The organism is Mesorhizobium sp. M0016 (assembly GCF_040324035.1).
In the GTDB taxonomy this organism is placed as follows: Bacteria; Pseudomonadota; Alphaproteobacteria; order Rhizobiales; family Rhizobiaceae; genus Mesorhizobium.
The window spans coordinates 215,808-230,269 of sequence record NZ_JAMYVM010000004.1 but is presented as its reverse complement, the minus strand read 5'-3'; the positions used below and the strand labels follow the sequence as shown (position 1 = coordinate 230,269).

The following is a 14,462-nucleotide window of genomic DNA, read 5'->3' as shown; positions in this document are numbered from 1 at the left end:
GTCGTCCTTTCAAGCCCGCTCAGCGGATCATGTAGACCTTCTTGATCGTCTCATGGACGGTGCAGACGCCTTTCCAGTCCTGCGGGAAGAACGCCGCCGTGTCCGGATCGATCTCGATGACCTCGCCCGATTCGTGCACATAGGTGCAGCGGCCCTCGAGGAAGTGGCAGAACTCGTCGCGGGTGACATGGCAGTGCCATTTGCCGGGAGTGCAGACCCACAGGCCGCATTCCGAACGGCCCTCCGGCCCCTTGTAGAGCAGCTTGCCCGAGGTGTGGGACTCGCCCTCGATCATGGTCGGGATGACGCCCCAGTCGACGAGGTCGGTGATGGCAAGCGGGGATTGCATGATGGGCGTGGTCATAGCGATTTCCTTTAAAAAAGTGCTCAGCGGCACATGAAGGCCTTGGTCAGTGTTTGTGTGATGGTGGAGGTGCCGGCCCAGCCGGCGGGGAAGAACACCAGCGTGCCGGCCTCGACCGGGATCTCTTCGCCATTCTCGCGGACATAGGTCCCGCGGCCCGACAGGAAATGGCAGAACTCGTCGGCGGCAAAGGTAACCTTGCGGCTGCCTGGCGTGCACGACCACAGGCCGCATTCGCTTGAGCCGTCCGGGTTCTGCGAGAGGATCCTGCCCGAGGCGCGCGGCGAGCCGGCAAGCGTGTTGCTGCCCCCGCCCCAGTCCTCCAGTTTCACGGTCGAGGCCTTTGGCCAGTGCGGTGTCGGCATATTGGGAAGCTCCGTTGCTGTTCAAGCCAGCATGTAGACGTTGCGCATGGTCTCATGCACGGTGCATTCGCCTGTCCAGCCGGCAGGGAACATGACCACGGTCCCGGCTGCGACTTCTACCACCTCCCCGGCATCCGACCGGTACGTCGCGCGGCCGGCGACGAAATGGCACAATTCGTCGCGCGGAATCGAGAGCCGCCAGCGGCCGGGCGTGCACACCCAGATGCCGGATTCCGGCTGGTTGTTGGGTCCTTTGTGGACAAGCCTGCCGGTCGAGTGCGACGCGCCGTCCAGCGCGTCGGACTGGGCGCCCCAGTCGACGAGGTCGGTGCGGGTGGAGGCTTGGTAGAGATGCGGGGCGGAGGAGGTCACAGCAGCGCCTCCAGCAGCCCGGCTGCCTTCTCAGGCCCGTTCTGGGCCTGCATCTGCGCCGAGGTCTTCGCCAGCCTGATCTTCATCTTGGGGTCAGTCAGGCAGGCTTCGATCCTGCTGATCAGCTGGGCGTCGCTCCAGTCGTAGCGCGGCATGCCGAAGCCGTGGCCGGTTTCCTGGACGCGGGTGGCGTTGTCGTGGCCGTCCCAGACATAGGGCATGATGATGGCCGGCTTGCCGAAATAGAGGCACTCTGTGAACGAGTTGTTGCCGCCATGGTGGATGACCGCATCGACTTGCGGAATGACCGAAGGCTGCGGAAACCAGCTCTCGACGATGACGTTGCCCGGCACATCCGTGTACTGGTCCTTGTAGCCGCCGACATTGACCAGCGCGCGGTAACGGGTCTTGCCCAGTGTTGCGATTATGCGCTTCAACAAATCGACATCGCCGGCGCCGAGGCTGCCGAAGGAGACATAGAGCAGCGGCCCGTCATTGTTCTCGGCGAAGGTCGGCACGGCGTATGGCTTTTCCTGCCGCACGCAGCCTTCGAGATACTGGAATTTCGTCGTATCAAGCGGATGGCGGCGTTTGAACTTTGCCGCTTCGGGATAGAGCAGGAGATTGAGATAGGGCGAGGCCTCGAAGAACTGACCGACCGGGTATGGCGCTTCATTGTTTGCGGTGAGGAAGGCGTTGAAGTCGTCGTGGATGGGCTTGATCACCGCGTTGAAATGATCGCGGTAGCGCTGGTGGCCGACATGGTCGTTCTCGCCGCAGCCCGAGAGATGCGGCGGGATGTCCTCATCCTCGATCTCGTTTTCCGAGCAGGAGATGACGCGCACCCAAGGCTTGCCGAACTGTTTGATGGCCGGAAACAGGATGACATTGTCGACGCAAATGACATCAGGCTTGATGGCGGCCAGGACTCGCGGCAAATCCTTCTGCGCCCATTTGGCGCTGTCGACAATCGCGGTCCAGCAATCCTTCACGTAATTGTCGACCTGATCGTAGGGCGATTTGCGGAAGTTCGGGATGTGGCCGTTGATGAAGTCTTCCCAGAATTTCGCCATCTGCTCGGGCGGCATCGGCTCCGACAGGTTCACCGGATGCGCTTCGAAGCCGTAACCCTTGTAGACATCGACAAAGCCGGGGTCGGACAGGAACACTGCCTTATGGCCGCGCGCCTCGACCGCTTGCGCGATGCCGACCGAATTGAGCGCTGGGCCGTAGGCCGCTTCGGGAAAAAACGCGATCGTCTTCTGCGCCATCAAGCTCTCCTATTCCTGAAAAATTCTGACATCGGCGGCGTCCCAGCCGAGTTCGACCTGGTCGCCCGAGGAGGCCGGCCGGCGGTCGGCGGCATCGGCGGTGACGCGCACCAGGAACGGTTTTGGCGACAAGGGCGTGCGGATATGCAGCTGCAGGTCCAGCCCGTGATAGGCCAGCGCCTCGACCGTGCCGGCGGTGCGGTTGGCGGTCTCGGGTGACGGGAACAGCCGGATGCGCTCGGGTCGCACCGAAGCGACAGCGGAAGCGCCGGGTGTGAGCTTGGCGGGAACCTTGCCGGTGATGCGCGCGCCGTTCGCGGCGATCACGCCATCCGCAGACACCTTGCCCGGTACGAAATTCATCACGCCGATGAAGTCGGCGACGAAACGGTCGGTGGGATGCTCGTAGATCGCGTGCGGCGTGTCGCATTGCAGCAACTGGCCGTCCTTGAGCACCGCCATGCGGTCGGCCATGACGAGTGACTCTTCCTGGTCGTGGGTGACGATGACGAAGGTGATGCCGACTTCGTGCTGCAGGCGCTTCAGCTCCATCTGCATGGCGCCGCGCAGTTTCTTGTCCAGCGCGCCCAGCGGTTCGTCGAGCAGCAGCAACCGAGGCCGTTTGACCAGCGCGCGGGCGAGCGCGACGCGCTGCTTCTGGCCACCCGACAATTGCTCAGGCTTACGGTCGGCGAAGGGGACAAGCTCGGTGGTGGCCAGAATGGCCTCGACGCGGGAACGGATTTCAGCTTTCGGCAAGCGCTCCATCTCCAGCCCGTAGGAGACATTGGCGCGCACGCTCATATGCGGGAACAGCGCGTAGGACTGGAACATCAGATTGACCGGCCGATTGTTGGGCGGGGTCCGGGCGATGTCCTTGCCATCGAGCAGTATGCGGCCGTCGGTTGGCGTCTCGAAGCCGGCCAGCATGCGCAGCAGCGTGGTCTTGCCGCAGCCGGAGGGTCCAAGCAGCGCGAAGAACTCGTTTTCGCGGATGTCGAGCGAGATGCCGTCGACGGCGGTGACCCGGCCGAACTTCTTCGAAACGTTATCAATGGCCAGCAGCGTGCGCGGTTCGCTCATTGGCCGATTATCCCACGGTTGAGCCGCTGCGACAGGGTCAGCGCGGTGATGGATACCGCCATGACGATCGTCGCCAGCGCGTTGATCTCCGGCGTGATGCCGAAGCGGATCATGGCGTAGATCTGCATCGGCAGCGTCGTCGAGGCGCGGCCGGCACCGGCGGTGAAGAAGGCGATGATGAACTCGTCGACCGAGAGCGTGAAGGCAAGCAGAGCGCCGGCGACCACTGCCGGCGCGATGACCGGCAATGTCACACGCCGGAAGGTGGTCAGAGCCGAGGCGCCGAGGTCGGCGGAGGCCTCGACGATCGACCAGTCGAAACTCTTTAGCCTTGCGCGCACCACCGAGCAGACGAAGGCGAGGTTGAAGACGACATGGGCGAGGATGATGGTGTGCAGGCCCATGGTCAGGTTTAGCATGGAGAAGAACGACAGCAGAGCGATCGCCAGGACGATGTCGGGGATGATCATCGGTGCGAAGATCAGCGCCTCGAGACCCCTGCCGTATTGCCGGCGCATCTCGATGCCGATGGCCAGCAGCGTGCCGAGCAGCGTGGCGATGGCCGTGGAGACCAACGCCACGATCAGCGTGTTGAGCGCAGCGGAAAGGATGGCGGAATTGCCGGCCAGCGAGGCATACCATTTCAGCGAAAAGCCCGACCATGCCGTCGGCAATCCGCCTTCGTTGAAGGACAGCGCCACCAGCACGGCGATCGGGATGTAGAGGAAGGCGAAGACGAGGGTGAGGATCGTCCGCATGCCGAGCGTACGGGTGAAGGAATGGGTCATCGCCGGCCTCCGACAATTGGAACGCAAGCGAACGACCAGAGTCCTTCTTCCCGTTCACGGGGAGAAGATGCCGGCAGGCAGACGGGGGGCAGCGTTGAGCGTCGCAAAGGTTGACGCCGCCCCTCATCCGCCCCTTCGGGGCACCTTCTCCCGGTGAACGGGGAGAAAGCAAGAATTGCGCAGCGCTCAGCCATCGGCGTCGCCCCTTGCCTCAGTCGCACGCCCCGCGGCGCGGTCGGCGGCGAGCGCCTGCGCCATCAGCACCAGAAGCATGATGGCGATCAGCGCCATCGCCAATGCCGCGCCAAACGGCCAGTCATTGGCGGTCAGGAACTGGTCGTAGACGAGGTTGCCGATCATCTGGAAGCGGCCGCCGCCAAGCAGCGCCGGGGTGACGAAATTGCCGATCGACAGCACAAAGACGAAGACAGCACCCGCAGCGATGCCGGGCACGGTCAGCGGCAGGATGACACGTCGGAAGGTGGTGGCAGCGGAGGCGCCGAGATCGCGTGAGGCCTCGGCCAGTTCCGGGTTGAGGCGTGACAGCGGCGCGTAGCAGGCGAGGATGACGAAGGGCAGATAGTTGTAGACGAGGCCTGCGATGACCGAGCCTTCGGTATAGAGCATCGAGGGCGGTTCGCCGGTGTAGCCGAACCAGCGCAAGAGCTGGGTGATCAGGCCTTCGCGGTTCAGCAGCACGATCCAGGCATAGGTGCGGATCAGGTAGTTGGACCAGAACGGCAGCACGGCGAAAAACAGGAACACCGGCTGCCACCGGCGCGGGGCGGCCGCGATCGCATAGGCGGCGGCATAGCCGATCACCACCGCGATCAGGGTCGCGGTGCCGGCGATACGCGCCGATTTGAATAAGATGCCGGCATAGAGCGGGTCGAAGACCAACCCGAAATTTTCCAGCGTCAAAGTGTAGTCGATGCCGCCATAGACGCCGCGCCGGAAGAAGGCGAGCGCCAGCACCAGGGCGCATGGGATAACCATCAGCGCGGTCAGCCAGACCAGCGCCGGGGCCATCAGCAGAGAGGAACGAAGTCGGGTCTGGGACAATTTCTCGGGTACCGCTCAGGGCCGGCGGCAGAAGTGCTGCCGGCCGTGAAGTCTGCGCCGCTTACTGCGCGGCCTTGATCTCGCTGACGATCTTGGAATAGTCGCGCTGGGCTTCGCCGACGTCACGCAACTGCTCGAACTTGACGAGATCGGCCACCGGCATCGCCATGTTGGGGAATTTGGCCAGGAAGTCGGCCGGCAGGCTTTCCATCGCCGGCTTGTTCGGCACCTTGTAGTCGATGTTCTGCGCCGCCCAGGCGTGGTTCTTGGCGTCGAGCATGAAGTTGATGAACTTGAAGGCGTCGTCCTTGTGCTCGGACGCCTTCATCACCACCATCGTGTCGACCCACAGGTCCGAACCTTCTTTAGGGATGACGTATTTGATCTCCGGCTTGTCGGCGATGCCGTAATTGCACCAGCCGTCCCAGGCCTGCACCATCAGCGCCTCGCCGGAAACCAGCTTGGAATAGAAGGTGGTGTCGTCATAGGCGAGCAGGGTCTTCTTGGCGGAGATCAAGAGGTCCTTGACCTCGGCCATCTTGGCCGGGTCGGTCTCGTTGACCGAATAGCCCTTGTCGAGCTGCCCGGCGGCCAGCAGCCAGCGATCGGTCGCCAGCATGGTGGTCTTGCCCTTCATCTCGTCGGAAGGGGCGAGCAGGTCGCTCCAGCTCGTGGGCGCCGTCTTGACAAGGTCAGAGCGGTAGCAGAGGCCCGTCGTGCCCCAGGTGTAAGGCACGGAGAAAGCGTTGCCGGCATCGTGCGGCAGCTTGGTCGCTTCGGGATAGAGGTTGGCGAGGTTGGGGATCTTGGCATGGTCGATCGGCTCGGTCAGGCCAAGCTTGTTTAATACTTCGGCGAAGGGCGAGGAGACGAAGACCACGTCATAGCCCTTGCCGCCGGCGGCAATCAGCTTGCCCATGATCTCTTCATTGGTGGCGTGCACCACCACTTCGCCGGCAACGCCGGTGGCGGTCTTGAAAGCGGCCATGGCGTCGGGTGCCATGTACCCATCCCAGTTCGAAATAACGAGGTCGGCTGCGGCGGCCGGCCCCGAGAGCGTCAGGGCGAGACCGAGAGCGATTGAGGATGTATTGAGCGCACGGCGCCGCAGGCTGGTAGCGGTCATGGCAGTCTCCCATTCGGTTTGATCGTCGAAATCATTTGCCGGACCAAGGCCGGCGACGCGCGCGCCTGCCTCGATCCTGTTCCCTCGGTCTTTTCTCGCCGATTGTGCCGACAGTACTATTGCAGAAAAAAGTACGTCAATCCATAATCTGTCAACCGACGGAAGAATTTGGCCGATTGTCCCTGTTCCGGCGATCAGCCAGACCAATGCGCCACATTCGCATTCGAGAAAAGTCATGCAAGCCGTAGCCAGACGACCTCGCACCAACCATCTCGATCTGGCGCAGCGCATCCTGGATGTGGCGCGGCAGCGTGGCTTCGAGCCTGGCGCCCGCCTGCCCGAACAGCAGATCGCCTCGCTGTGCAATGTCTCGCGCACGCCCGTACGCGCGGCACTCGGCCTGCTCGCGGAACGGGGCGTGGCGCGCTGGGAGGCCGACAGCGGTTATCATCTGACGGTCGACCTCGCCGCCCAGCCCGCCATTGCCGCCGAACTACCCAGTGCGGAGGAAGACGAGCTCGCCGAAGCCATCCTGCGCGACCGCTCGGCGCGACGGTTGGACCAGACGGTGACCATCGCGGGGCTGATGCGACGCTACGACGCTGATCGCAAGACGGTACTAAAAGCACTTAACAAACTGACCGACGAGAATCTTCTGGATCGTGCGCCTGGGCAATCCTGGTTGTTTCGCCGCGCGCCGGACGATCCGGAGGCGCAAGGCGAAAGCTACGAGTTCCGCCTGGTGCTAGAGCCGGCGGCCATCCTGACGCCAGGCTTTCGGCTGGACGGGGCGCGGGCAGCAATGTTGCGGCAAGGCATGGAAGCGCTTGCAGCGCTGCCGGACGAGACATTCGACACGCGCGAGTTCCAGCGGCTGGACATGGATTTTCATGGCATGATCGCCGAGGGCTGCGCCAACCGTTTTGTGTCGGATGCATTGGCCGATCATCTCCGCCTGCGCCGGCTGCCGGGCATCTATTCCGGCGTCAACGTGTTTCGGCTGCGGCAATCGTTGCGCGAACACTCGGGCATACTCGACTATCTTGAAAGCCGGCAGTATGAGGTGGCTGCCGATCTGCTTCGCATCCACCTGCGGCTCTCCCGCAGCCAGCGACCGCAAGCAGCCAGCCGCGGAGCTCCCGCACTGTTCGGCATGATCAGCCGGCCGGATTGAAGAGGAATAATTGACGCGTAAAGCCAGCCCGACCATCGCGCTGTTTCCCGAAGCCAGTTTCGGCGCCGCGTTGAATTGCGTCGGTATCGCACAGGCATTGCGCGCACGGGGCGCTCGCCCCGTCTTCATCTGCCATGCCGGCTTCTCCGGCGTCTTTACCGACTATGGCTTCCAGGAATACCATCTGCCGACGGATGAGCCGCTGAGCGACAGCGACCGCCAGAGCTATTGGCAGGCCTTCGTGCGCCGGCACCTGCCGCATTTCCGGCTGAGCCCGATCGACCAGCTCGAGACCTATGTCGCGCCGACCTGGCAAGCGATCGTCGACACCGCCGTCAACGCCGAGGCGCCGCTGCGCCAATTGCTGGCGCGGCTGAAGCCGGACGCGGTGGTGCTCGACAACGTCATCATGTTCCCGGCGATCGCCGCCGCCGGCTGCCCGTGGGTGCGCGTCGTCTCCTGTGCCGAGACGGAACTGCCGGATGCCGAGGTGCCGCCCTATCTCTCGGGGATGGGTGCCGACGACCCGCAACGTGCGGCGTTCGAAGCGCGCTATCTCGCGGCCTCCGCACCCGCGCATGAGTGCTTCAACCGTTTTCGCGCGGATGCCGGCCTGGCGCCGTTGCCCAAGGGCCTGTTCCTCGAGACATCACCCGACCTCAATCTGCTGCTGACGCCAGCGATCGTACGGCGTGAGCGGGCCGAGCCGCTCGACCCCAAACGCTTTGTCTATCTCGAAGGCTGCGTGCGTTCGGAAGGGCCATTCGAGGTGCCGGTGTTTCCGCGCAATGGCGGGCCGCTGGTCTATGTCAGCTTCGGCAGCCTCGGCGCGATGGATGTCGGGCTGATCGAGCGCATGCTCGCCGTCTTCGACAGGCTGCCGGCGCGCTTCATCGTCAATGCCGGCGGCCTGCGCGACGCCTATCGCGCGGTGCCGGACAATGTCTATCTCGACGCTTGGTTTCCGCAGCCTTCGGTGGTGGCGAAGTCGGACCTGTTTATTCATCACGGAGGAAACAACAGTTTTTGCGAGGCGCTGCGCTTCGGCGTGCCGTCGCTGATCATGCCCTATTGCTGGGACGGACATGACAATGCGCAACGCGCGGGAGAGACGGGCGTGGGCGACCATATCGGCCGCGACGCCTGGACCGAAGGGGGATTGGAGAGAGCCATTCTCGGCCTGCTGGCCGACGATGCGATGCGCGCCCGCCTCAGGGACAATGCTGCCAAGATGGCGCTGACCCCTGGAACGGATGTGGCCGCGCAAGCCATACTCTCTCTCTCATAGGTACGTGAACCAAAATGCAGGACAAAAATACCAACACCGCTCTCTTCACCGGCAACGATCCCAAGGCCTGGCTCGCCCAGCACGGCATCACGGAGGTCGAGTGCCTGGTGCCCGACATGAATGGCGTGCTGCGCGGCAAGGCGCTGCCGACAGCAAAATTCCTCAAGGCGCTGGAAGACCGCGCACTCTACCTGCCGAGCAGCGCTTTCCTGGTCAGCATCGATGGCCGCTACTCCGGTTCGATCGACGAAGGCTTTGCCTATCAAGACCCGGATATGCGCATGGTGCCTGATATGTCGACGCTGTGCCTGGCGCCGGGCGGTGGCCCTGGCAAAGCCTATGTCTTCGCCGACGCCTTCCACATGGAAGGCAAGCCCTGGATGGCCTCGCCACGACATGTGCTGCGCGCCGTGCTCGATCTCTACCGGAAGCGCGGTTGGCGCGCGGTGGTGGCGCCGGAAGTCGAATTCTATCTGACCGCGCCCAATCCGAATCCCGACCAGCCGCTGACAGCACCGGTCGGCGCCAATGGCCGCGCCGAGGGTTCGCAGCATCCCTATGACATGGTGGCGCTGGAAGAATTCGAGCCGGTGATAAGGCGCGTCTATGACTATGCCGCGGCCGCCGGTCTGCCGCTCGACACGCTGATCCATGAATCCGGCACCGCGCAGCTGGAGATCAATCTGCTGCATGGCGACGCGGTGCCGCTGGCCGACCAGGTGCTGCTGTTCAAGCGGCTGACGCGCCAGGCGGCGCAGCAGAGCGGCATGCACGCCACCTTCATGGCCAAGCCGATCGCGGCGCAGGCGGGAAGCTCGATGCACCTGCACATGTCCGTCGTCGATGAGAAGACGGGCGCCGCGCTGTTTGCCGACAGAGATGATGCAGACACCGAAATGTTCGGCCATTTCATCGGCGGCCTGCAGAAATATGTGCCCGAGATCATGCCGCTATTCGCACCCAACGTGAACTCGTTCCGCCGCATCCGGCCGAACCACAGCGCACCGGCCAACATCGAATGGTCGCATGACAACCGCTCTTGCGGCCTGCGCGTGCCGGCAGGTGGCCGCGCCGCCCGGCGGGTAGAGAACCGCTTGCCGGGAGCGGATTGCAATCCCTATCTGGCGATCGCCGGTTCGCTGCTTGCCGGCTATCTCGGCGTCGAGCAGAAGCTGGCGCGCTCGGCCGAGGCATCTGGCAATGCCTACAAGATCAAAAGCACGCTGCCGAAAACCATGGAGGAGGCGCTTGATCGTTTCACCGCTTGCGAGCCGGTGCGGGCACTGCTGGGCGAGGATTTCTTCCAGACCTATCTGCGCGTCAAGAGCGTCGAACTCGACCTGTTCCAGAGCGTGGTCACGAGCTGGGAACGCGACCATTTGCTGCTGAAGGTGTGATCATGGCCTCCAGCTCGACGGGTTTCAATTCGGGCCTCGATATCGGCAAATCCTATTATGTCGCCACCGCCAATCCGGCGCCGGACCATCCGGCGCTGGCGGGAGATGTCGACGCCGATTTGGTGGTGGTCGGCGGCGGCTGCACCGGCCTGTCGGCCGCCCTACACGCCGCCGAGCGCGGCCTGAAGGTGGTGCTGCTCGAAGGCGGCAAGATCGGCTGGGGCGCGTCGGGCCGCAATGGCGGCCAGATGATCCCCGGCCTGCGCAAAGGCGCCAAGGGGCTGGTCAAGCTCTACGGCCCCGAGCGGGCGAAGGCGCTGTTCGACCTCGCCTTCGAGGCGCGGGGCCTGGTGCTCGACATCATCGAGCGCCACGCCATCGACTGCGATCTGCGGCTGACCGGCCATCTCGTCGGTGCCGTTAATGGCTCCGACCTCAGGGATCTCGAAGACGAGGCCAAATGCCTCGAGAGCGTGATGAAGTTCCACGACGTCGAGATCCTGTCGGCGGCGCAGGCACGCGGCAAGGTGGACACGCCGTATCATGGCGCCATGTATGAGCCGCTTGGCGGCCATATGCATCCGCTGAACTACACGCTCGGCCTTGCCCGTGCCGCCGTGGCGGCCGGTGTCGTCATCCATGAAAATTCCGTCGCGGTAAAGCTGGAGCGCGAGCCTTCGATCCGGGTCTCGACGGCGCAGGGGTCGGTAAGGGCCAAACATGTCGTGCTGGCCGGCGACGCGTTGCTGCATGGGCTGGAGCCGCGCGTCAACAGCCGCATCATGCCGGTCGGCAACTACATCGTCGCCACCGAACCGCTGGAGGGCAAACACAATGTCATCCCGGCCAATGTCGCGGTGTCCGACACGCGCTTCGTCGTCAACTACTACCGCATGTCGGCGGACGGTCGGCTGCTGTTCGGCGGCGGCGAGCGCTACACGCCATCGCCGCCGGCCGACATTGCCGGCTTCGTGCGGCCGCACATGGAGGCCACCTTCCTGCAATTGAAGGGCTGCCGCATCGATCATGCCTGGGGCGGCCTGGTGTCGGTGACCACGTCGCGGCTGCCGCATGTCGGGCACTATGGCGAGGTCTATTTCGCGCATGGCTATTCCGGCAAGGGCGTCATCCTGTCAACGCTGTCGGGCAAGCTCTTGGCCGAAGCGATTACGGGCGACGCCTCGCGGCTGGACCTGTTCTCGACGCTGACGCCGATGCCGTTCCCGGGCGGTACGGCGCTGCGGGGCCCGCTCTATGTGCTGGGGATGTTGTGGTACGCCATGCGCGACCGCATCAAGCATTGAAGGCTGCGGCCGGCGGGCGCGAAATCATTGGAGGCGATTGCATGCGTGATTTTCAGTCCCCCGGCCGCTCGCCAGTTCGCGCGACAGAAGCGATGGCGGCGACATCGCATCCGCTGGCGACGCTGGCCGCCATCGACATGCTGCGCTCCGGCGGCAATGCCATGGATGCCGCTGTGTGCGCTGCGGCGGTGCAAGGCGTCGTCGAGCCGCAATCGACCGGCATCGGCGGCGACTGTTTTGTGCTCTACAGTCCCAAAGGCGAGGGCGATGTTCTCGCTTTCAACGGCTCGGGGCGTTCGCCCGCTGCGGCAACCGCCGAATGGTATCTGGAGCGGGGGCATTGCGAACTGCCTGCGGCCGGACCGCATGCCGTCACCATACCAGGCGCCATCGATGCATGGTGCCGGCTACTCGAGGACCACGGAAAAAAGGGCATCGACGCCGCGCTGGCGCCAGCCATTCGCTATGCCGAACAAGGCTATGTCGTTCATGATCGCGTCGCCTTCGACTGGGCCGACGAGGTCGCTCTGCTCTCAGCCGATGAACATGCCGCGCGCATATTCCTGCCCGAGGGAAGGGCGCCGCAAGCCGGCGATGTGCATCGGCAGCCGCACTTGGCGGACACCTTGCGCATCATCGCCAACCGAGGCCGTGCAGGGTTTTATGAAGGTGAAGTCGCGGACGATCTGGTGGAACGTCTTCGCGCGCTGGGCGGGCTGCATGCATTGGAGGATTTCGCCGAGACCCAAGGCGACTACGTCACGTCGGTGAATACGTCCTATCGCGGCTACGATATCCATCAGATGCCACCGAACAATCAGGGCATGACGGCGCTGATCATGCTGAATGTGCTTTCGGGCTTCAGCCTTGGTTCGTTGGAGCCGAACAGTGCCCAGCGGCTGCATCTCGAGATCGAAGCCGGCCGGCTTGCCTACCAGGACCGCGATACTTTCATCGGCGACCAGGATTTCGTCCAGGTCCCCGTCGAACAACTGCTGTCGGCAGCTTGTGCGGAGCGGCTGCGCGCCGCCATCGATCCGGCCCTCGCCATGACGCATCTGCCGCGGCTTGAGCTGCCGCGCAGCGACACCGTCTATATCTCCGTGGTCGACCGCGACCGCAATGCAGTCAGCTTCATCAACTCGACCTTCGGTTCCTTCGGCAGCGGCGTCGTCGGTCCCAAGACAGGCGTCGTGCTGCAGAATCGCGGCAGCAGTTTTCGCCTCACGGAAGGCCATCCAAATCGTATCGCGCCGCGAAAGCGACCGATGCACACCATCATGCCTGGCATGGCGACGCGAGGGGGTAAGGTGGTGATGCCGTTCGGGGTGATGGGCGGCGGCTACCAGCCGTTCGGCCATGTCCATCTGTTGACCAACATGATCGATTTCGGGATGGACCCGCAGCAGGCACTGGATGCGCCACGGGTGTTCTACAAGGACAATGCCGTGCTGGCCGAGCGCGGGATTCCGGCTGAGGCGATCGCCGGCCTGCGTCAGCGCGGTCATCAGGTTTCGATCGCCGAGGAGCCGCATGGCGGCGGCCAGCTGGTGCTGATCGATTGGGAAAAGGGCACGCTCACCGGTGCCTCCGATCCTCGCAAGGACGGTTGTGCGCTGGGCTACTGATCTGCGTTGCTGGAATGCGCATTCAGAACCAGATCAGCCAGACAAGCTGCAGGGTTACCAGTGCAATGGCGTCCCAGAAGATGAGTTCGCCTGTCGAGAACCAGCGCCGCGACCGGTTGAAGCTGTAGAACAGCCACCAGACCAAGGCTGCGGCGGCCAGCGGCACCAAAGCGAGCAGCGTGCTCACGGCAGCCGCGCTCCCGACACAGCATCGAATGTGTGCAGCGCTGCCGGCGGAAAGCGTAGATAAAGCGGCTGGCCGGGATCGAAAGCGCGATCGTCATTCACAGTCCTGACGATCAGCGCGTTGGCCTCGCTATTGGCGAAGATCAGCACGTCCGGCTCGACCGGTTCGACGACGTCGACGGCAAACAGGATGGCGTCGCCGGCAGTCGCGTCGACAAGCTGGATCTGCTCCGGGCGAATGCCGAGCACGATGGGACCATCAGGCTTTCCCGGAAGCGGGCAAGTGAAACCGCTGGCGTGGAAGACGCCGGCGCGGACATCGCCATCGAACGTGTTCATCGCTGGACGGCCGATGAATTCGGCGATGAAGCGATTGGCAGGCCGCCGATAGATCTCGCGCGGGTCGTCGTACTGGATCAGTGCGCCTTCGCGCAACACCGCGACCCTGGTCGCCAGCGTCATCGCCTCTTCCTGGTCGTGGGTGACGAAGACGAAGGTCTTTTTCAGCTCGCGATGCAGACGCTTCAGCTCGGTGCGCATGTGGAGCCGCAACAAGGCGTCGAGATTGGACAGCGGCTCGTCCATCAGACAGAGGCTCGGCTGCCAGACGAGTGCGCGGGCCACAGCCACGCGCTGCGCCTGGCCGCCCGACAATTGCGAAGGGCGGCGGTCGAGGTAACGGGTGATTTCGAGCAGCTCGGCCATGGCGCGGACGCAGCGGTCAAGCTCGGCGGCCGGCATCTTTCGGATGCGCAAGGGATAGGCGATGTTCTCGTAGACGCTCTTATGGCTGTAGAGCGCATAGTTCTGGAACACCATGCCCATGCCGCGCAGGCGCGGCGGCAGGTCGGTGACATCGAGGCCCTCGACCATGATGCGCCCGGCGGTCGGCCGCTCCAGCCCGGCGAGCAGCCGGCAGGCTGTCGTCTTGCCGGAACCGGACGGGCCGAGCAGAACCAGGAATTCGCCGGGCTCGAAAGCAAGATCGAGCGCCTGCAGCGCCACCGTCCCGTCCGGGAAGGCCTTGGTGACGCCGTCGAAAACAATTGCCATA

At 63.9% G+C, this 14,462-nt stretch carries 15 protein-coding genes; 5 read left to right on the top strand and 10 right to left on the bottom strand.

Annotated elements, in window-relative coordinates:
• Nucleotides 1-19: 19 nt before the first annotated feature.
• The 8 genes from NKJ88_RS08460 to NKJ88_RS08425 all read right to left on the bottom strand — a co-directional run bounded on the left by NKJ88_RS08460 (nucleotide 20) and on the right by NKJ88_RS08425 (nucleotide 6,431).
• Nucleotides 20-364, bottom strand: coding sequence for a cupin domain-containing protein (locus NKJ88_RS08460; protein ID WP_023824669.1), 345 nt, complete (start codon nucleotides 362-364; stop codon nucleotides 20-22).
• A 23-nt stretch (nucleotides 365-387) separates the two neighbouring features.
• Complete coding sequence (locus NKJ88_RS08455) at nucleotides 388-729, bottom strand: cupin domain-containing protein (RefSeq protein WP_352443921.1); 342 nt, start codon at nucleotides 727-729, stop codon at nucleotides 388-390.
• Nucleotides 730-750: 21 nt separating this feature from the next.
• Nucleotides 751-1,101, bottom strand: coding sequence for a cupin domain-containing protein (locus NKJ88_RS08450; RefSeq protein WP_023672949.1), 351 nt, complete (start codon nucleotides 1,099-1,101; stop codon nucleotides 751-753).
• Complete coding sequence (locus NKJ88_RS08445; protein WP_023824667.1) at nucleotides 1,098-2,372, bottom strand: glycosyltransferase; 1,275 nt, start codon at nucleotides 2,370-2,372, stop codon at nucleotides 1,098-1,100. Before NKJ88_RS08445 ends, NKJ88_RS08450 begins: the two co-directional genes overlap by 4 nt.
• A 9-nt stretch (nucleotides 2,373-2,381) precedes the next feature.
• A complete protein-coding gene (locus tag NKJ88_RS08440; RefSeq protein ID WP_023824666.1) occupies nucleotides 2,382-3,455 on the bottom strand; it encodes an ABC transporter ATP-binding protein in 1,074 nt (357 codons plus the stop codon).
• A complete protein-coding gene (locus NKJ88_RS08435) occupies nucleotides 3,452-4,243 on the bottom strand; it encodes an ABC transporter permease (RefSeq protein WP_023707562.1) in 792 nt (263 codons plus the stop codon). The genes NKJ88_RS08440 and NKJ88_RS08435 overlap by 4 nt, the downstream gene beginning before the upstream one ends.
• 186 nt (nucleotides 4,244-4,429) lie before the next feature.
• Entirely contained in the window at nucleotides 4,430-5,272 is an 843-nt protein-coding gene (locus NKJ88_RS08430; protein WP_023824665.1) for an ABC transporter permease, read from the bottom strand.
• A gap of 94 nt (nucleotides 5,273-5,366) precedes the next feature.
• Nucleotides 5,367-6,431 (bottom strand): polyamine ABC transporter substrate-binding protein, encoded by a 1,065-nt coding sequence (locus tag NKJ88_RS08425; RefSeq protein ID WP_023698839.1) that lies wholly within the window; start codon nucleotides 6,429-6,431, stop codon nucleotides 5,367-5,369.
• Between the two features lie 235 nt (nucleotides 6,432-6,666).
• Here NKJ88_RS08425 and NKJ88_RS08420 point away from each other — a divergent pair, with 235 nt between their 5' ends.
• Genes NKJ88_RS08420 through ggt form a run of 5 tightly spaced genes read left to right on the top strand, consistent with a single transcriptional unit; the run spans nucleotide 6,667 to nucleotide 13,222 of the window.
• Nucleotides 6,667-7,605 carry a GntR family transcriptional regulator gene (locus NKJ88_RS08420; RefSeq protein ID WP_023824664.1) on the top strand — a complete coding sequence of 313 codons (939 nt, stop codon included), beginning with the start codon at nucleotides 6,667-6,669 and terminating at the stop codon, nucleotides 7,603-7,605.
• A gap of 10 nt (nucleotides 7,606-7,615) precedes the next feature.
• Nucleotides 7,616-8,893 carry a glycosyltransferase gene (locus tag NKJ88_RS08415; protein ID WP_023824663.1) on the top strand — a complete coding sequence of 426 codons (1,278 nt, stop codon included), beginning with the start codon at nucleotides 7,616-7,618 and terminating at the stop codon, nucleotides 8,891-8,893.
• Between the two features lie 14 nt (nucleotides 8,894-8,907).
• Complete coding sequence (locus NKJ88_RS08410) at nucleotides 8,908-10,290, top strand: glutamine synthetase family protein (protein WP_023824662.1); 1,383 nt, start codon at nucleotides 8,908-8,910, stop codon at nucleotides 10,288-10,290.
• 2 nt (nucleotides 10,291-10,292) lie between these two features.
• Nucleotides 10,293-11,594, top strand: coding sequence for an NAD(P)/FAD-dependent oxidoreductase (locus tag NKJ88_RS08405; protein WP_031199672.1), 1,302 nt, complete (start codon nucleotides 10,293-10,295; stop codon nucleotides 11,592-11,594).
• 41 nt (nucleotides 11,595-11,635) lie between these two features.
• Nucleotides 11,636-13,222: a gamma-glutamyltransferase gene (gene ggt, locus NKJ88_RS08400; protein WP_352443920.1), complete on the top strand. Its 1,587-nt coding sequence runs from the start codon at nucleotides 11,636-11,638 to the stop codon at nucleotides 13,220-13,222.
• 22 nt (nucleotides 13,223-13,244) lie between these two features.
• On the opposite strand, the gene NKJ88_RS08395 is transcribed toward ggt, so the two are convergent.
• Together NKJ88_RS08395 and NKJ88_RS08390 are read right to left on the bottom strand one after the other, a co-directional pair.
• Nucleotides 13,245-13,409: a hypothetical protein gene (locus NKJ88_RS08395; RefSeq protein WP_023701459.1), complete on the bottom strand. Its 165-nt coding sequence runs from the start codon at nucleotides 13,407-13,409 to the stop codon at nucleotides 13,245-13,247.
• Complete coding sequence (locus tag NKJ88_RS08390; protein WP_023685718.1) at nucleotides 13,406-14,461, bottom strand: ABC transporter ATP-binding protein; 1,056 nt, start codon at nucleotides 14,459-14,461, stop codon at nucleotides 13,406-13,408. The genes NKJ88_RS08395 and NKJ88_RS08390 overlap by 4 nt, the downstream gene beginning before the upstream one ends.
• Nucleotide 14,462 lies beyond the last annotated feature (1 nt).